This is a genomic window from Streptomyces sp. NPDC111606 (assembly GCF_055656945.1).
Genome location: NZ_JBVKBY010000004.1, coordinates 227,371 through 243,435 on the forward strand (window position 1 = coordinate 227,371; position 16,065 = coordinate 243,435).

Annotated in this window: 15 protein-coding genes and 1 pseudogene; 9 read left to right on the plus strand and 7 right to left on the minus strand. The window is 70.4% G+C overall.

The window, feature by feature from the left end; all coding sequences use genetic code 11:
• Positions 1–18: 18 nt before the first annotated feature.
• A complete protein-coding gene (locus tag ACZ7M7_RS16395; RefSeq protein WP_383602145.1) occupies positions 19–540 on the minus strand; it encodes a PadR family transcriptional regulator in 522 nt (173 codons plus the stop codon).
• Between the two features lie 85 nt (positions 541–625).
• Between ACZ7M7_RS16395 and ACZ7M7_RS16400 the strand changes: the two genes are divergently transcribed.
• Positions 626–2,065 (plus strand): carotenoid oxygenase family protein, encoded by a 1,440-nt coding sequence (locus tag ACZ7M7_RS16400; protein WP_472117074.1) that lies wholly within the window; start codon positions 626–628, stop codon positions 2,063–2,065.
• A 230-nt stretch (positions 2,066–2,295) separates the two neighbouring features.
• On the opposite strand, the gene ACZ7M7_RS16405 is transcribed toward ACZ7M7_RS16400, so the two are convergent.
• Positions 2,296–3,090, minus strand: a complete 795-nt coding sequence (locus ACZ7M7_RS16405; protein ID WP_383602140.1) for an SDR family NAD(P)-dependent oxidoreductase — start codon at positions 3,088–3,090, stop codon at positions 2,296–2,298.
• A gap of 255 nt (positions 3,091–3,345) precedes the next feature.
• On the opposite strand from ACZ7M7_RS16405, the gene ACZ7M7_RS16410 reads away from it, so the two are divergent.
• From ACZ7M7_RS16410 to ACZ7M7_RS16425, 4 genes are all read left to right on the plus strand, one after another.
• Complete coding sequence (locus tag ACZ7M7_RS16410) at positions 3,346–4,245, plus strand: DMT family transporter (RefSeq protein ID WP_383602472.1); 900 nt, start codon at positions 3,346–3,348, stop codon at positions 4,243–4,245.
• A 185-nt stretch (positions 4,246–4,430) separates the two neighbouring features.
• Positions 4,431–5,897 carry an aldehyde dehydrogenase family protein gene (locus ACZ7M7_RS16415; RefSeq protein WP_472117078.1) on the plus strand — a complete coding sequence of 489 codons (1,467 nt, stop codon included), beginning with the start codon at positions 4,431–4,433 and terminating at the stop codon, positions 5,895–5,897.
• A gap of 92 nt (positions 5,898–5,989) precedes the next feature.
• Positions 5,990–6,115 carry a hypothetical protein gene (locus ACZ7M7_RS16420; protein ID WP_451168582.1) on the plus strand — a complete coding sequence of 42 codons (126 nt, stop codon included), beginning with the start codon at positions 5,990–5,992 and terminating at the stop codon, positions 6,113–6,115.
• On the plus strand, positions 6,112–7,599 hold the full coding sequence (locus tag ACZ7M7_RS16425; protein ID WP_383602131.1) for an APC family permease: 1,488 nt from the start codon (positions 6,112–6,114) through the stop codon (positions 7,597–7,599). Before ACZ7M7_RS16420 ends, ACZ7M7_RS16425 begins: the two co-directional genes overlap by 4 nt.
• A gap of 48 nt (positions 7,600–7,647) precedes the next feature.
• On the opposite strand, the gene ACZ7M7_RS16430 is transcribed toward ACZ7M7_RS16425, so the two are convergent.
• Both ACZ7M7_RS16430 and ACZ7M7_RS16435 read right to left on the minus strand, forming a co-directional pair.
• Positions 7,648–9,150 carry a HEAT repeat domain-containing protein gene (locus ACZ7M7_RS16430; RefSeq protein WP_472117081.1) on the minus strand — a complete coding sequence of 501 codons (1,503 nt, stop codon included), beginning with the start codon at positions 9,148–9,150 and terminating at the stop codon, positions 7,648–7,650.
• A 70-nt stretch (positions 9,151–9,220) separates the two neighbouring features.
• Positions 9,221–10,222 carry a winged helix-turn-helix domain-containing protein gene (locus ACZ7M7_RS16435; RefSeq protein WP_472117083.1) on the minus strand — a complete coding sequence of 334 codons (1,002 nt, stop codon included), beginning with the start codon at positions 10,220–10,222 and terminating at the stop codon, positions 9,221–9,223.
• A 255-nt stretch (positions 10,223–10,477) separates the two neighbouring features.
• On the opposite strand from ACZ7M7_RS16435, the gene ACZ7M7_RS16440 reads away from it, so the two are divergent.
• Both ACZ7M7_RS16440 and ACZ7M7_RS16445 read left to right on the plus strand, forming a co-directional pair.
• On the plus strand, positions 10,478–10,852 hold the full coding sequence (locus tag ACZ7M7_RS16440; RefSeq protein WP_328419724.1) for a peptidase inhibitor family I36 protein: 375 nt from the start codon (positions 10,478–10,480) through the stop codon (positions 10,850–10,852).
• Positions 10,853–10,871: 19 nt separating this feature from the next.
• The gene (locus tag ACZ7M7_RS16445) at positions 10,872–11,258 is read left to right on the plus strand and encodes a peptidase inhibitor family I36 protein (protein ID WP_453820625.1); all 387 of its coding nucleotides are present in this window, start codon (positions 10,872–10,874) and stop codon (positions 11,256–11,258) included.
• A 94-nt stretch (positions 11,259–11,352) separates the two neighbouring features.
• On the opposite strand, the pseudogene ACZ7M7_RS16450 reads toward ACZ7M7_RS16445, so the two are convergent.
• Together ACZ7M7_RS16450 and ACZ7M7_RS16455 are read right to left on the minus strand one after the other, a co-directional pair.
• Positions 11,353–11,936, minus strand: a pseudogene (locus tag ACZ7M7_RS16450) (DUF1275 family protein).
• A gap of 59 nt (positions 11,937–11,995) precedes the next feature.
• Complete coding sequence (locus ACZ7M7_RS16455) at positions 11,996–12,994, minus strand: MBL fold metallo-hydrolase (protein ID WP_472117088.1); 999 nt, start codon at positions 12,992–12,994, stop codon at positions 11,996–11,998.
• A gap of 349 nt (positions 12,995–13,343) precedes the next feature.
• On the opposite strand from ACZ7M7_RS16455, the gene ACZ7M7_RS16460 reads away from it, so the two are divergent.
• Positions 13,344–14,921, plus strand: coding sequence for an MFS transporter (locus ACZ7M7_RS16460; protein ID WP_472117091.1), 1,578 nt, complete (start codon positions 13,344–13,346; stop codon positions 14,919–14,921).
• Positions 14,922–14,992: 71 nt separating this feature from the next.
• On the opposite strand, the gene ACZ7M7_RS16465 is transcribed toward ACZ7M7_RS16460, so the two are convergent.
• Entirely contained in the window at positions 14,993–15,436 is a 444-nt protein-coding gene (locus ACZ7M7_RS16465; protein WP_369275385.1) for a hypothetical protein, read from the minus strand.
• Positions 15,437–15,578: 142 nt separating this feature from the next.
• Between ACZ7M7_RS16465 and ACZ7M7_RS16470 the strand changes: the two genes are divergently transcribed.
• Positions 15,579–16,064 carry a cation:proton antiporter regulatory subunit gene (locus ACZ7M7_RS16470; protein WP_383602110.1) on the plus strand — a complete coding sequence of 162 codons (486 nt, stop codon included), beginning with the start codon at positions 15,579–15,581 and terminating at the stop codon, positions 16,062–16,064.
• Position 16,065 lies beyond the last annotated feature (1 nt).

The window sequence follows — 16,065 nt, forward strand, 5'->3', positions numbered from 1 at the left end:
CGCGGGACGCGCGGCGGCTCAGGCCTCGCCGAGGATCCCGGGCAGCTCGTCCATCCACGCCAGGACGGCTTCCTCGTAGCGCAGCCCGAAGGCGAGCGTCGCTCGCTGATACGCGTCGAGTCCGTCGGCCGCTGCGCGTTCCCGGTAGCCGGCCAGCCGGGCCTCGTGCAGGGCACGGTGCTCGGCGACGAAGTCCAGCAGCCGCTCCCGCTCCACAGCTGAACCGAACGCGATGGTGAGCAGCAGCGGGTAGCGGATCTGCTCGGTGCCCGGCGGGCGGGTGACCCACTCGGCGAACGCCTCGCGGCCTTCGTCGGTGAGCCGGTAGGGCTGCCGTGCCCGCGGCCCGGCCGGCCCGGCACGCACCAGGCCACGATCCGCCAGCGTGGCCAGTTCCCGGTACACCTGGCTGCGGGTCAGGGTCCAGAAGTCGCCGATCAGCTTCTCCGCGACCTTCACCAGCTCATAGCCGCTGGCCTCGCCCGCGTGCAGGAATCCCAGCAGCGAGGCCGCGCTCGCGTTGAGTTCGGTACCGGGCATGAACCTTCCCTTGACATTCCACTGTGGACTGTGCTGGCCTTGATGACGTACACAATAGTCCACTATGGACTGTGAGGTGATCCGTATGAACACCAAGAAGGGTTACGCGGCCGGGTTCCGCACCCTCGACACCGAGGTCAGCGACCGGAAACTGGCCGTGGAAGGCACCCTGCCGACCTGGCTGCGCGGCAGTCTGCTGCGCAACGGCCCGGCACGCTTCGAGGCCGGGAACGGAGCTGACGGCAGGGCGTTCCGGCACTGGTTCGACGGGCAGGCGATGCTGCACCGCTTCGCCTTCGCCGACGGCCAGGTCACCTACACGAACAGGTTCGTCGACACACCCAGCAGCAGGGCCGCGCGCGAGTCGGGACGGATCGCCTATCCGGAGTTCGCCACCGACCCCTGCCGCTCACTGTTCGCCCGCTTCTTCAGCATGTTCTCCCGGCCGGAGGTGACGAACACCAACGTCAGCGTGGCCCGCTTCGGTGAGCGCTTCGTGGCGCTCACCGAGACCCCGCTGCCGGTGGAGTTCGACCCCGAGACGCTCGCGACCGCCGGTGTCGTCGGCTACGAGGACGCGCTGAAGGGCCAGGTCACCACCGCCCACCCGCACCAGGACCCCGGCACCGGCGATCTGGTGAACCAGCTGACGCACTTCGCGCGGCGCAGCGAGTACCGCGTCTACCGCCAGCCGACGCCAGGCACGAAGCGCGAGCTGATTGGCCGTCACCCGGTGACCAGGCCGGGGTACATGCACAGCTTCGCGATCACCGGCCGGTACGTCGTCCTGGCCGAGTTCCCGCTCACCGTGAACCCGCTCGCTCTGATCCTCAGCGGCAGGCCGTTCATCGAGAACTACCGCTGGGATCCCGAGCAGGGCACCCGCTTCATCGTCTTCGACCAGCGCGAGGGCGGCGTGCACGGGGTGTACGAGACGACGGCGTGCTTCGCCTTCCACCACATCAACGCCTGGGAGGACGAGGACCACGACGGTGACCTGGTGCTCGATCTGTGCGCCTACTCCGACGCCTCGGTGATCGACGCGCTCTATCTGGACCGGCTGCGGGCCGGCCGGGGCGTTCCGGTCTCGTATCCCACCCGCTTCCGGATCGGCCTGCGCACCGGCCGCGTCGAGAGCGAGCGGCTGGCGGAGGAGTCCATGGAGCTGCCGCGCATCGCCTACGAGCGGCACAACGGACGCGCCTACCGGTACGCGTACGGCGTGAGCTCCCTCGAAGGCCGCGGGGACGACTTCATCAACCAGCTCGTCAAGGTCGACACACGGACGGGCGGAACCCGGAGCCGGCACGAGGAGGGCTGCTACCCGGGCGAACCGGTCTTCGTCCCTGCCCCGGACGCGGCCGACGAGGACGACGGTGTACTGCTGTCCCTGGTCCTCGACTCCGCGAACGGCTCCTCGTCCCTGCTTGTCCTGTCCGCCCGGACGCTCGACGTACTGGCCCGGGCGCAGGCCCCGCACATTGTGCCGTACGGCTTCCACGGCCTGTTCACCGGCCGCGCCTGAGTTCCGGCCGGACAGTGCGGCCGGACGTCAGAGCATGCGGCCGAGCAGACGGTCACGATGGAGCAGCTGATGCCCGGGGTGGTCGGCCGCCAGGCGAGGCGGCGGCGCCGAGCAGCAGCACCGTGGCGCCCAGCACGACGTGCACCGTGAGCAGCGCGTCGTCGCCGACGGGGTCGTAGCCGCCCTCCCCGTCTCTGCCCCGGCCTCGCCCGTGCCCCCCGCACCTTCCGTCACGGCAGGATGGAGTCGACGTACCCGCCGTCCACGCGCACCGCGCCGCCGGTGGTGGCCGAGGCCTGGTCCGAGCTGAGGTAGACCACCATGTTGGCGATCTCCTCCGGTTCGATCAGCCGTTGCAGCAGGCTCTGCGGCCGGTGCTTGCGCATGAACGCCCGCTGGGCCTCGTCCCAGGGCAGGTCCCGGTCGACCAGTTCGTAGACGAAGTCCTCCACGCCGCCTGTGTGGGTGGGCCCGGCGATGACGGAGTTCACCGTGACGCCCGTGCCGGCGGCGTGCTTGGCGAATCCCCGGCTGACCGCGAGCAGCGAGGTCTTGGACATGCCGTAGTGGATCATCTCGGCCGGGGTGACGATCGCCGAGTCGCTGGCGATGTACTGCACGCGTCCCCAGCCGCGTTCGGTCATGCCCGGCAGGAACAGCCGTGTCAGCCGTACGGCGGACAGCACGTTCACCTCGAAATAGCGCCGCCACTCCTCGTCGCTGATCTCCAGGGGGTCGGCCGAGCCGAAGATACCGAGGTTGTTGACGAGGATGTCCACCTCGGGCAGTGTCTCGGCCACCTGGTCCGCGCCCTGTTGCGTGCTCACATCCGCCGGCACCGGCACCCATTCGGCGCCGGGCACCTGCTTGGCCAACTCGGCGACGCCCTGCTCGACGCGCTCCGGGTTACGGCCGTTGACGCCCACGCGGGCCCCCGCGCGGGCCAGTCCGGCGGCGATCGCCGCGCCGATGCCCTGGGTGGAGCCGGTGACCAGTGCCGTGCGGCCCTTCAGATCGATCTGCATGCCTGGCAGCCCCTTTCACATACGGATTCGGTGGCTGTGTACCCAGCGACGTTACTTGCACACGCGCACTACATGCAATCGCTCACATTGAAGGAACGCAATCGAGTTGTGGAAGGGCGGGACGAGGGCGCGTCGGTGAAGAAGCGTGCGCCGACAGCCCCGGCCTCCGATCGCGCCCGAGCCCCCGTCCGGGCGACCATGGCCGAAGGAAGCCAGTCGGCGTCAGGCGCCCGCCGATCCGGGAGGTGACCCAAGCTGCACACTCCGCTCTCGGTGCTCTTCGCGATCTGCGCGGCACTGAGCAATGCCGTCGCGACGGTGCTGCAGCGCAAGGCGGCGCTCACCGTGCCGAGTTCCAAGGGGTTCCGGGCCGGGCTCATACTCGACCTGCTGCGGCGCCCCGTCTGGCTGGCCGGCATCCTCGCGGTGATCGCCGCCGCCGTCTGCCAGGCACTCGCACTGGCGACCGGCCCGCTGACGATCGTGCAGCCGCTGTTCATCCTGGAGCTGCCGCTCACCCTCATCGTCGCGTCGCTGTTGATGCACCGGCGTCTGCCGGGCAGGGGCTGGCTGGCCGTGGCGGTGGTGGTGGCCGGGCTGGCGGTCGCGCTCGCCGCCGCCTCCCCCAGTGGCAACCGGACGCACGTGGACCTGGACCGCTGGATTCCCGCGCTCGCCGTCTGCATGGGCCTGGTCGCCGGCCTCGCTGTCGCCGCCCTGCGGCGCCCGGAGGGCCGCGCCCGGGCGGCGTGTCTGGGTGCCGCGACGGCGATCAGCTACGCGGTGACCGCGGCGCTGATGAAGGCCGCCATGCACATCCTCGAGGAGCAGGGACTCGGAGGCTTCCTCTCCGCCTGGCAGACGTACGCCTTCGCCGCGACCGGTGTGTGCGCGCTGTTCCTGCTGGAGAACGCGATGCAGGCAGGGCCGCTGGTCGCCTCGCAGCCCGCGCTCACCCTCGGCGACGCACTGGTGAGCCTCGCCCTCGGCATCACCCTGTACGAGGAGACCATCCGTTCCGGGTGGTGGCTGCTGCCCCAGTTGTTCGGCGTCGCGCTGATCGCCGCCGGCGTCCTCGCGCTGGCGCGGATTCCGCTCACCCAGGCGATGGTGGCGCCGGAGGAGGGGGCCCGGGCGGAGGAACGGATGCCGTGAGCGGTGCCCTCCCGGCATACGGCGGCGAAGGGCTCCAGCGGGAAGATCCCTAGCCCACCCGGGTCCTCTGGGTCACCCGGACGCAAGCACGGCGGTGCGCCACGTGGCCGACGCCCGCCCGATGGGCCATGTTGCTGACCGTCGAGCCGTGATCGGCACCGGCCGGATCCGAAGGAGGCCCCGCGGTGGGTGAGCTGTACATCGACGGCGAGTGGACACAGGCGACGGCCGGTGGGCGGCGGGAGGTGCTCAATCCCTACGACGCCTCTGTCGTCACCACGGTCGACGAGGCCGACGCCACGGACGTGGACCGCGCGGTGCGCGCCGCCCGGCGCGCCTTCGACAAGGGTGACTGGGCGAACGCTCCGTCCCGCGACCGGGCCGACCTCCTGCTGCGCGTGCGCGACCTGCTGATGCGCGATCAGGAGGAGATCGCCCACACCGAGACACTCGACACGGGCAAGACGCTCACCGAGGCCCGAATCGACGTGGAGGACGTGGCGAACGCCTTCCGCTACTTCGCCGAGCTCGCGGGCAAGGACGGCGGCCGGATCGTGGACGTCGGCCCGGACGTCCTCAGCCGTGTCGTCTACCAGCCGGTCGGCGTGTGCGCGCTGATCGCCCCTTGGAACTACCCGCTGCTCCAGGCCTCCTGGAAAGTGGCACCCGCGCTGGCCGCCGGCAACACCTTCGTCCTCAAGCCCAGCGAGATCACGCCCCTCACCACGATCGCGATGATCCGGCTCATCGCGGAGGCCGGCGCCCCGCCCGGCGTCGCCAACCTCGTGCTGGGCTCCGGCGCGACCGTCGGCGCGGCCCTGACCAGCCACCCCGAGGTGGACCTGGTGTCCTTCACGGGCGGTCTGAACACCGGACGCGCCATCATGGCCAGCGCCTCCGAGGGGCCCCGGAACATCGCCCTGGAGCTGGGCGGCAAGAACCCCAACATCGTCTTCGCGGACGCCGACTTCGACGCCGCCGTCGACTACGCGCTCGACGCCGCGTTCCTGCACTCCGGGCAGGTCTGCTCGGCCGGTTCGCGCCTGCTCATCCAGGACTCCCTGCACGACCGGTTCGTCGAGGCCTACGCCGACCGTGCGCGGCAGATCCGGCTCGGCAGCGGCTTGGAGGAGGGCACCGAGAGCGGCCCGCTCAGCTCCGCCGAGCACCGCGAGAAGGTCGAGAGCTACATCGCCATCGGCAAGGAGGAGGGCGCCCGGCTCGTCGCCGGCGGCACCCGCCCCGACGACCCCGCCCTGAGCGCCGGCTTCTTCCTGCTGCCGACCATCTTCGCCGACTGCGACCGCTCCATGCGCATCGTCCAGGAGGAGGTCTTCGGCCCGGTCGTCACCGTCGAACGCTTCCGCACCGAGGACGAGGCGGTGGAGCTGGCCAACGACACCCGCTACGGCCTGGCGGGCGGCGTGTGGACCTCCGACGCGAGCCGCGCCCAGCGCGTCGCCCAGCGCCTGCGCCACGGCACCGTATGGATCAACGACTTCCATCCCTATGTGCCGCAGGCCGAGTGGGGCGGCTTCGGCCGCTCCGGTGTGGGGCGCGAGCTGGGTCCCACCGGCCTGCGCGAGTACCAGGAGGCCAAGCACATCTACCAGAACCTCGCCCCCGCCCGCTCCGGTTGGTTCAAGGGCTGAGGCAAGGCAGCACGCCGCTCGCCGCGCGGCACGAGGACCACCGACGCAAGGCCGCCCGCCCGCGGCACGACGGCCACCGAAGAAAGGCACCCATGGCCCCCGCCACCGCGCACATTGCGTACCACCCGGTGGGTACGCGCCGTTCGGGCGCCCCCGACGCCCCGAAGGCCGTCATCACCGGCCTCCCCGGCCACATCGAAAGAGAGGTGCAGCGGTGACCGGCACGCAGCCTCCCGCACCGGCCTCCGGCATCCCCGGAGGGGAACCGGGCTCGGAGTTCCGCAAGGACATGAGCCCCTGGGCCAACTTCGCCCTCGGCTTCACCTACCTCTCCCCGGTGGTGGGCACCTACACCCTCTTCGGCATCGCGATCGCCGACGGCGGACCGCCGATGATCTGGGCGTTCCTGATCGCCGGCTGCGGCCAGTTCCTCGTCGCGCTGATCTTCGGGGAGATCGTCGCCCAGTACCCGATCGCAGGCGGCGTCTACCCCTGGGCCCGGCGGCTGTGGGGCAAACGCTGGGCGTGGATGACCGGCTGGGTGTACATGTGGGCGCTGCTGGTGACCATCACCTCCGTCGCGTACGGCGCCGGCCCCTACATCGCCATCCTCTTCGGCTTCAGAGCCACCGTGCACACCACCGTGCTGTGCACCGCCGTACTCATCGTCGTCGCCATCCTCATCAACTACATGGGCACCAAGGCACTGTCGACGGCGGCGCTGATCGGTTTCGCCGGCGAGCTCATCGGCGCCCTCGTCGTCGGCGTCTTCCTGCTGTCCACCCACCGCCACCAGAGCATCGGCGTCATCTTCGACACCTACGGCGTCGAGGGAGACGGCTCCTACCTGCCGGCGTTCCTGGCAGCCGCCATCATCGGCCTCTACCAGTACTACGGCTTCGAGGCGTGCGGCGACACCGCCGAGGAGGTCGCTCACCCGGGCCGGGTCATCCCCCGCGCGATGCGCCGCACCATCTACATCGGCGGCGCGGCGGCCACGTTCACCTGTATGTCGCTTCTGCTGTCGGTCACGGACTTCAACGCGATCATCTCGGGCGAGCAGGCCGACCCGGTGGTGGACGTGCTGTACGACGCCATGGGCGAGACCGGGGCGCGGATGGTGATGGCCGTGGTGCTGATCTCCTTCCTGTCCTGCACGATCAGCCTCCAGGCCGCGGCCGGGCGGCTCATCTACTCCTACGCCCGTGACGAGATGATCGTCGGGCACCGGCTGCTGCGGCGGTTCGTCCACGCCCGTGCGGTGCCGAGCTGGGCACTGTTCGTGTCCGCGGCGGTGCCGCTGATCATCGCCTTCGCCTCACTGCTCTCCGAGGACGCCCTCACCAACATCGTCTCGTTCGCGATCCTCGGCATCTACGGCTCGTTCCAGATGGTGGTCCTGGCCGCACTGCGCGCCCGGCTCAAGGGCTGGAAACCGGCAGGGGAGTTCAGCCTGGGCCGCTGGGGTCTCACGGTGAACATCGCGGCGCTGGTCTACGGCATCCTCGCCATCATCAACATCTGCTGGGCCCGCACCCCGGAGAAGTCCTGGTGGGAGAACTGGATCGTCCTGCTGTGCGGCGCGGTGGTCCTGGGCACCGGCCTGCTCTACATGTTCACCACCCACCACTACGGCCGCGGCGACGCACTCGCCGGCGACGCCGTGCCGGAAGACCGGAGCAAGGCCTCCAAGGGATCGTGACCAGGACCTGATCCACCACGACAGGCGCGGTCCCGGCCTGAGCCGCCGTCACGACGAGGCGGGGCCGCGCCCGTCCAGTGCCCGAAGTGCCTCGTCGGCCGCCGCGCGAGTCTCCGCCTCCGCGGCGTCCGAGGCGAGGGCGGTGAGCCGGGCGCGCAGCCGCTCCTCGTTCTGCGGCCGGGTTCCGGTGTCCGCCAGCCAGTGGGCCAGGCCCTCCGCGGCGTGGAAGCGGACCGTCTCGTCCGGGTCGTCCAGGGCATGGACGAAGCGCGCCAGGTCCTGACCGGTGTGCTCGTCGGTGGCGTTGTACGTGTCCAGCAGGGAGAGCGCAGCGGCCCGCACCTCGGCCGAAGGGGTGCGGTCCACTGTCCGCCGCAGCGCGGGCAGCGCCTCGGCGAGGCCGATGAGGGCGTTGTGCGTCTTCCAGATCGTGTTCGGATCGGCGACGAGGTGGGCCACCAACGCCTCGGCCACAGCATGGCGTTCCCAGAGGCGAAGCCCCTCCTGCACCAGCGCGTCCAGGCCGGCCACCGCACCCGCTCGCACCTCGCCGTCGGGGTCGTCCAGATGCGGCAGCAGCAGCCAGACGGCGTCCCATCGCCCCGCCTCCCCAACGGCTTTCGCAGCGGCGGCACGCGTACGGCCGGGCAGCGTGGGGTCGATGAGAGCCGTGCGCAGCACCGCGGCGGCGGTCCGCGTCCCCGCGGCTCCCAGCGCGTACGCGGCCGAGGGTCCGACGGTGGAGTGGGTGATCCATCGCGTCGCCGGCACGGTGACCCGTTCCTCGCCCCGCCGGCCGAGAGCGTCCAGCAAGAAGTCCGCGACGTTCGCGTCCCGTTCGTCCTCCAGTGCCCCCACCAAGGCGTCCTGGGTGTGCGCGTCCTCGACGTCGAGGAGCCGACGTGTCACCGCGATCCGCACCTGGGCGGCCGCGTCGCGCAGTCCGGTGACCAGAGAATCGAGCAGGCGCACAGTCGAGTGCCCGGGCAGCAGTTGGAGAGCCTGAACGCGAGCGTCCGGTGCGCCCTGTTCGGCCGTGCGGATCAGCTCCGCGCCGACGGCCGGGGCGTCCTGGAAGCGCCACACGAGTGCACGGGCACGTCCCCACACGGCTCCGTCCGGGTCACCCAGAAGCGCCACCAGACCCGGAACATCGCCCGGCACGCCCAGGGCCGCCAAGCCGTCCAGGGCGTTGATCCGCAGGTGATGGTCGGGGTCGCGGAGCAGGCGGGAGTAGGCGTCCACGACCGCCGGACCGTCGAGTCCGAGCCGGATCGCGGCGCGCGAGGCCCGGCGCCGTACCCAGGGATCCTCGTCGCCCATCAAGGCGGGCAGCACGGTCCGGCCCGCCTCGGCGACCGCGCTCCGGCCGAGCCCCATGGCCACGGCCTCACGCACCTCGGGCGCAGAGTCGTCAGCCGATTCGACGAGCACCCACGCGTGTTCGTCCCGTCCGACCTTCCCTAGACCTTTCGCCGCGGCTGCCCGCCCCCACGTGTCGCCGGTCCGCAACGCCCGCAGAAAGAAGGCGATTTGCTGCTCGGATCCCATGAACACCCCGAGGAATCAGACCAGCGAGCGGGCCGGAGGTTGTACGGGCGCACCACGTGGGCCGCAGGCCCTAGCTGCCGACCGTCTGCGCCTCGCGGGACCGGTTCGCCGTCAGGAGGCTGTGGCCCAGGGGTGTGAGAACGTGCAGCACGGTGTTCCGGTCGCGGATCGAGGCGACCAGCCCTGCCTCCCGCAGGATCCGCACGTGCTCGCTGACCGTCGCCGGGGTCACCCCCGCACGCCGGGCGACCTCGCTCGTGGTACAGCCGTCCTCCAGGGCCCGGAGCACGGCGGCCCGCCCGTGGCCGAGCAGCCTCGCCAGCGCCCGGGTTCCGGTGCCCCCCTGCGGAGGCAGCCACCAGCGGTGCGTGCGGGTGACGGGATAGACCAGTACGGGCGGCAGCGTCGGGTCCGTCAGGGTGATCGGTGTCTGCCAGCAGAAGACGGAGGGCACCAGCAGCAGCCCCCGGCCCTCGAGGCGCAGCTCGCGCTGCAGTGGGTACGCCGTCTCCAGCACGGGTGGCCGCCAGCGCATCGACGGGCCCAGCGTCGACAGCAGCGCGTCTACGCCGCCCCGCAGTATTTCCCGCGCCCGCACCGCACGGTCGGCCTCGATCTGCGCCCGTACGGCGGACCAGTAGGGGGCCAGTGCGGCATGGAAGTACCCGTGCAGTGCCTGCCCGAGGTTCTCCAGCGCGCAGGGCTCGCCGTCGGCGAGCGGGCGCAACCATCCCGGTGCCGCGGTGAGCACGTTCATCTCCCTGCTCAGCCGTCGCCGAGGCGTGGACAGAATCGCCTGCACGCCCTCCGAGAGCCCCGCGGAAGCCTCTGCCGGATTGAGGAAATCGGGAAAGCTCCCGCGCGGTGGGGCCAACGCCCGGACGAGGTGCAGCTGTTGCCGGGGCACCCGGTTGAGCCCGGCTCGCGCCTGCACACGCCAGGCGTCGAATACGGCACGTCCCTGACGCGTCGCCAGCAGGTTCACGCTGAGTACGAGCTCCCACAGCGGGTCGGGTGCGGCGGCGACGCGTGTCCTGAGCAGATCTTGGCGCGTGAAGTGCACTCGGAGCACGGAATTCCATCTCAGTCGGTCACGTGATCAACTGAAGTTTCAGCATGGGATGGTCCTCCCGATACTCCCGGTATTTCGGTGAATCGCGAAATCTCTTTTCACGCCAACTCACCCGGCGCGCACCGTCGTCCATGCGCGTCAGCAGTGACTTTCGGCGCGCGCCGAATCACCTGGCAGGAACGGTCGATGACGGGCAGCCTGAGAGACGTAAGCGACCAAGATCTTCGTCATGCCGATCCAGGGGGAAGAAACGATATGCGCAAACGTGCCGCGATCGGGGCAGTGGCCACTGCCGCCTTCGCCACCGTGCTGGTCACCGCGCCGACCGCTTCGGCCGAACCCAATCCGCCCGGCTGTCCGAAGGAGTACTTCTGCGCCTACAGCGGAGAGAACCAGACCGGTCAACTCGTCGTGAAAACCAAGGGGAACTGGAGCGGCAACGTCGCCTTCCGCTCTGCGTTCAACAACGGAAAGGCCTTCCCGGGCGCCGACCACGTCGACGTGACGTACACCGTCGAGGGCGGCACGGAAACGGCCTGTCTGCACTACAACCCGGGCCCCGGCGCCTACAAGGCGAATGCCGTTCCGGGCACCCATGTCGTCAAGGTCGTATGGCGCGGCGAGTGCTGACCACGGAGGGATGCTCATCATGCTGACCGGAAAGCGACTCGCAGCCCTGGGCGCCGGAGCCGTCGCGGCCGCCTTCGCCGGCGTCCTCGCCCTCGCCCCCGCGGCGTCGGCGGAAGCCAACCCGCCCGGCTGCGGGAAGGGTTACTTCTGCGCCTACAGCGGCGCCAACCAGACGGGACGGCTCGTCCTCAAGGTCGCGGGCAACTGGTCCGGCAACCTGGCCGTCGGGTCCATCTTCAACAACGGAGTCGTCTACCCGGGCGCCGACCATGTCGATGTGACGTCGTTCCTCGGCGGTCAGCCGTCGACCGACTGCTTCCACTACAACCCCGGCCCGGGCAAGTACAAGGCCAACGCCGAGCCTGGGCTCACCATCACGCGTGTCGTCTGGCGAGGCGAGTGCTGAGCCGCTGACACCGCACGCACGCGCAGGGAGACTTGCCCCGCCTCCACAGGCGGGGCAGGTCTCGCTTCCACGGCCGGGACAGGCGTACGTCAGGTCAGGCGTTGCGCGCCCGTCCGGACGCCGGATGAGCCACGTAGCCCCCGATGCCGGCCAGGATCCCCGCGGCGGCGACGAGCAGCGCCACGGTGAGCCCCGCACGCAGCAGCAGTGTGCCGACGGCCGCGCCGGTGAAGACCGCCACGAGAGCAGCGGCGCGGTAGGGCTGGGAGGTGTCCGGTGTGCCGCCGCCCAGCTCCGAGTGTCTGACCAGGGTGACGAGCGTGCCGGTCACCAACGTGGTGTTCAGGCCCGCCCCGAGCCGCCACATCGTCGCGCTGCGTACACCCATGGCCAGTGCGGTCAGGGCGATCACGGCATAGTGCCGCGGCGCCAGGTCGCTTCGCACACTGTCCAGTCCGATCGCCGCCAGCGCAGCGGCCACCAGCAGCGTGGACGCGATCGCGGCGGAGGTCAGCAGCCACCGGAGACCGCGAAGCCGAGGAAGAGGATGTTGCCCGTCATGAAGGCGGTGAAGACCTGCCCCAGGCCCAGGAAGGCCACCGCGTCGACGATCCCGGTGACCGCGGTCAAGGCGATCAGCATGTTCGGCAGCGGATCGGAACGAGCCGGTGCGGACATGTACGTCCCCTTCCGCGGCCTTGCGCGGTCACCTCCTGACAGGCCTCACCTCACCACCCCTACTCCCCCACGCCACCAGAGAGCGCCCGGTCGGCGTCGGCGATCCGCCCCCGCAGCATGAGGTCCAGGACCACCATGAACCGCTGGGTGCGCGGCTCGCCGAGTACGAAGGGGTTGACGCCGTCCGGTCGGCTCCGCAGCTGTTCGACGCGTTGGAGGCCGTGGTCGTTGGGGTGGTTGGACAGTTCCACGTCCACCTTCGCGTCCCGCATCCGCTTCCGGAAGGAACGTACGGACGCCCGATAGACGCTCAGCTCCGACACCGTGCCGGGCGGGTTCACCCCGCCCCAGAGCATGGCCGTGTGGCGCTCGGCCCCCGACCGCACCGGGATGACCGGCGAGACGGTGCCCGTCGTGTGGCCCGGGGTGTGGTGCAGTCGGATCGTCGTGCCGCCGAGCGTGAGCCGTTGCCCGTCCGCGATGTCCAGATCCCTGGCGGGTGCGTTGTCCGGTCGGGTCCGGGCGATGAGGTCCCAGTCGGCGGGCGCCATCAGAACGCGCGCTCCGTACCGGTCCGCGAGATACTGTGCCCCGCCGAAATGGTCGTCGTGGCCGTGCGTGACGACGACATACTTGATCGTCGCGGGATCGGCGCCCAGCTCACGCAACCCGGGGACGAGAACGCCCTCGGCCTCCGCGGGCGAGGTGAGCGCGTCGATCAACACGATCCCGTCATCCGTCAGCACCGCCATCGCAGAGACCCAACCAACGCTCACAAAGGCCAGGTTGTCGAAAATCCTCAACGGCTCCGGCGCGGGCGGACGAGGAAACTCGAAGTCGGGCGTCAGCGCCGTCACAAGGGCGAGCAGAACCGGGTCGCTTCCGGCGAGCGCCCGGGCCCGGTCGTAGTGAACCTGCCCGTCCCGACCCACCGCAACGGCAGTCGAGCCGAGACCGAGCGCGCCCACACCACCGGCAAGTCCGAGAGCGCCGAGCTGGGCGAAGCGGCGCCTGGAGAAGGGGCCGGCTAAGTCGTCGCTGTGCGGAGAAGAAGTCATGGTGGTCCTCCCTGGTTGACCGCTCCGACTCGTGATCCGATCGGGATCACGATAGGCGAGCCTGCCGGCATCCTCCGTCTCCGCAGGCCCGTCGGCAGAACAGGCAGTGGTGGTGGGCGACATGAGCTCGGCGACGGCACCCTTGCCGTCCCGGGTGATGTCGCATTCCCGCAACCCGCCGGATCTCGGCGAGCGGTGCCCGGGCCACGAGGCACCCGCACGAGCCGCTTGTGATGCGGCGGCGCCGGGTCGGGCGCATGCTGGACGGGTGAGTGGCACCTATCCGGCGCGTGGCGAAGCCGCGCCCGAACCTCGGTCGGCACCACGACAGACCTTGGTGCTCACGGCCATGATGTTCGCGGTTGCGATGACGTTCATCGACCAGACCATCGTCGCCATCGCCGCCCCGGACATCGTCCGTGAACTGGGTCTGTCATCCTCTGGCATGCAGTGGGTCGTGAACGCCTATCTGCTGTCCCTGGCCGCCTTCTTCGCCCTGGGCGGCCGCCTCGCGGACCTCTACGGGCCGCGCCGGGTGGTCGTGATCGGCACCCTGGTCTTCGTCGTCTCGTCGGTGCTGTGCGGCTGCGTCCCCGAGGGCGACGCGGCACAGAGCTGGCTGATCGCCTTCCGCGCCACCCAGGGTTTCGGGGCGGCACTGCTGTTCCCCGCGGCGCTGGCCGTGGTGGTGGCGGTGTTCCCGCGCGAGCGACGCGGACGTGCCCTGGCCCTGTTCTTCGGGATCTCCGGCGCGCTGACGGCCATCGGACCCCTCCTGGGCGGCTGGCTCACGAACTGGACCTGGCGCGCGGTGTTCTGGGTCAACGTCCCCGTGGCGATCGTGGCCCTGGCCCTCACGGCATTTGCCCACATCGCCGACCGGCGACGACCCGGCACGCTCGACGTCCGAGGTGCCGTTCTGATCGTCGTCGGCATGGGTCTGAGCGTTCTCGGCTTTCAGCAGGCGTGGTCCTGGGGGTGGGACAACCCGGCAACCTGGGCCTGCATCGTCGGCGGTCTCGCGGTGCTCTGCGCGTTCGTCGCGTACGAGCGGCGCGTGCACCATCCGCTGATCGACCTGCGCGTCTTCAAGGACCGGGCGTTCACGGTGGACACGGTGGTGCTCTTCTTCGCCATGCTCGCCTTCGTCCCGCTGTTCTTCTTCGCCTCCGTGTACGCCCAGGTGTGCCTGAGTGCCTCGCCGAACCAGGCGGCGCTGTTCCTGCTCTACTTCTTCGCGGGCTTCGCGATCGCCTCGCAGTGGGGCGGCCGGATCCTCGACAAGCAGGGCGCCCGCCCGGCGCTGAAGATCGGCTGCGTCCTGGGCTGCGTCGGCTTCGCCCTGTGGGCCGGGAAACTCACCGATCTGAGCATGCACGACCAGTGGCCGTACGCCGCCCTTGCCGGCGCGGGCATCGGCTTCATCCTCGCCCCCGCCTCGACGGACGCCGTCAACCGGGCGATCGGTCCCTCCTACGGGGAGGTCACCGGAATCACCCAGACGGTACGCAACTACGCGGCGAGCGTGGGCCTGGCCGTCCTCGGCACCGTACTGACGCACGTCACCAACTCGAACGTGACGAACACCCTGGAAGCCCGCGGCCTGCCGCCCGACGTGGCGGAGAACGTGGCCCGCAACATCAGTGAGTCCATCACGGGCACGGGTGACAACAGTTCACCCACCGGCACGGGACCTGCCGCGACGGCTCTGCGCGATTCGATGGACGCGGTGCGCATGGACTTCGCCGAGGCCAACCAGTGGGTGTTCTACGGCATGGCCATCGCCCTCGGCATCGGCTACCTGTGCGCCCTGCGCCACCCGGGCGGACGCGCGGTGACGCCCACGTACGAGGAAACGGCGACGGCACCGTCCCGGGAAGCGACACAAACCCCCGTAGGACAGCCTGACCGGCGAACAGGTCCGTGACGTAACGGTCAGGTCCACCTTCACAGTGGGGCCCGCCGGATCCCGTTACTTGAGTGACCGACGGTCAGTCGTCACACGTCGTGCGGCCCATTGCCGGTGCCCGGCGCCGTGGGGCCGAGGCCGCCGGTGAGGCGGCGGTAGGCGGCCCGGGCGTGAAGCAGGCGGGCCAGAGCCGTTCCGACCAGGGCCGCGGCCAGGAGGCAGGTCAGCCAGAAGGTGTCGCGGTGCCCGACCCAGGTGAGGATTCCCGCGGGCGGGATGGCGAAGCCGTTGAGGAACAGCCAGCACAGGAGGGCCGTGCCGGGAGCCGCGGTGAAGCGGGCGCAAAGGCCCAGCAGGGCGGCCAGCAGGGACAGTAAGGCCAGGGCGAGTCCCGGTCGGTCGGTGCCCACGAGGGAGTTGAGCAAGGCCACCAGCACCAGCGCCCCGCCGAAGGCCGCGGCCCAGACCAGCGGGGTGGCGACGGGCCGGGGAACGGGCCTGGCACCGGAGCTGAGGGACACCCACTCGATCATGCTGACGTTTCCTCCCCGATCTCCCGCGACCCATTGTTCCAGGCAGCCCTGGGTCACCTGCCCGGCGGTCGGTTCCGGGCGCTCGTTAGGGTGTCATTAAAGGTTGTCCAAAGAAACACTCGAACCAGACAGGGGGACCGTGGTGGGCGCTCCACGCCTGAGCAGTACGCCGTTGCCGGGGATCGGGGTCCGTTACGACCTCACCACCCGGGAACAGCGTCGCGTGTCCGTGGTCGCGCACCGGGACGGATCGCGGACGCTGAACGCGTACCAGCAGGACGATCCGGACGCGTGTGCGCTGTCGGTGCGGATGACGTCGGGAGAGGCGGAGGCCCTCATCGACGCGCTGATGCCGGCGCACCACAGCCCCAACCTGCTGTCCACGACCGACCTGGGCCTGGTGGCCGAGCGGGTCGAGCTGTCGGCCACCTCGCACTGGAACGGGCGGGTGCTGGGCGAGACCCGGATGCGTACCGAGACCGGTGTGTCCATCGTGGCCGTACTGCGCCGCGCCGAGGCCATCCCCTCGCCGGCACCGGACTTCCGGCTGGCGGGCGGCGACATCCTGATCGTGATCGGCACCCGCGAGGGCGTGGAGGCTGCCGCCGCGATACTCGGACGGGAGTGAA

Coding starts and splice junctions, on each gene's coding strand:
- ACZ7M7_RS16395 (WP_383602145.1), bottom strand. CDS start 540: ATGCCCGGTACCGAACTCAACGCGAGCGCGGCCTCGCTGCTGGGATTC.
- ACZ7M7_RS16400 (WP_472117074.1), top strand. CDS start 626: ATGAACACCAAGAAGGGTTACGCGGCCGGGTTCCGCACCCTCGACACC.
- ACZ7M7_RS16405 (WP_383602140.1), bottom strand. CDS start 3,090: ATGCAGATCGATCTGAAGGGCCGCACGGCACTGGTCACCGGCTCCACC.
- ACZ7M7_RS16420 (WP_451168582.1), top strand. CDS start 5,990: ATGGCCCCCGCCACCGCGCACATTGCGTACCACCCGGTGGGTACGCGC.
- ACZ7M7_RS16430 (WP_472117081.1), bottom strand. CDS start 9,150: ATGGGATCCGAGCAGCAAATCGCCTTCTTTCTGCGGGCGTTGCGGACC.
- ACZ7M7_RS16440 (WP_328419724.1), top strand. CDS start 10,478: ATGCGCAAACGTGCCGCGATCGGGGCAGTGGCCACTGCCGCCTTCGCC.
- ACZ7M7_RS16445 (WP_453820625.1), top strand. CDS start 10,872: ATGCTGACCGGAAAGCGACTCGCAGCCCTGGGCGCCGGAGCCGTCGCG.
- ACZ7M7_RS16455 (WP_472117088.1), bottom strand. CDS start 12,994: ATGACTTCTTCTCCGCACAGCGACGACTTAGCCGGCCCCTTCTCCAGG.
- ACZ7M7_RS16460 (WP_472117091.1), top strand. CDS start 13,344: ATGATGTTCGCGGTTGCGATGACGTTCATCGACCAGACCATCGTCGCC.
- ACZ7M7_RS16465 (WP_369275385.1), bottom strand. CDS start 15,436: ATGATCGAGTGGGTGTCCCTCAGCTCCGGTGCCAGGCCCGTTCCCCGG.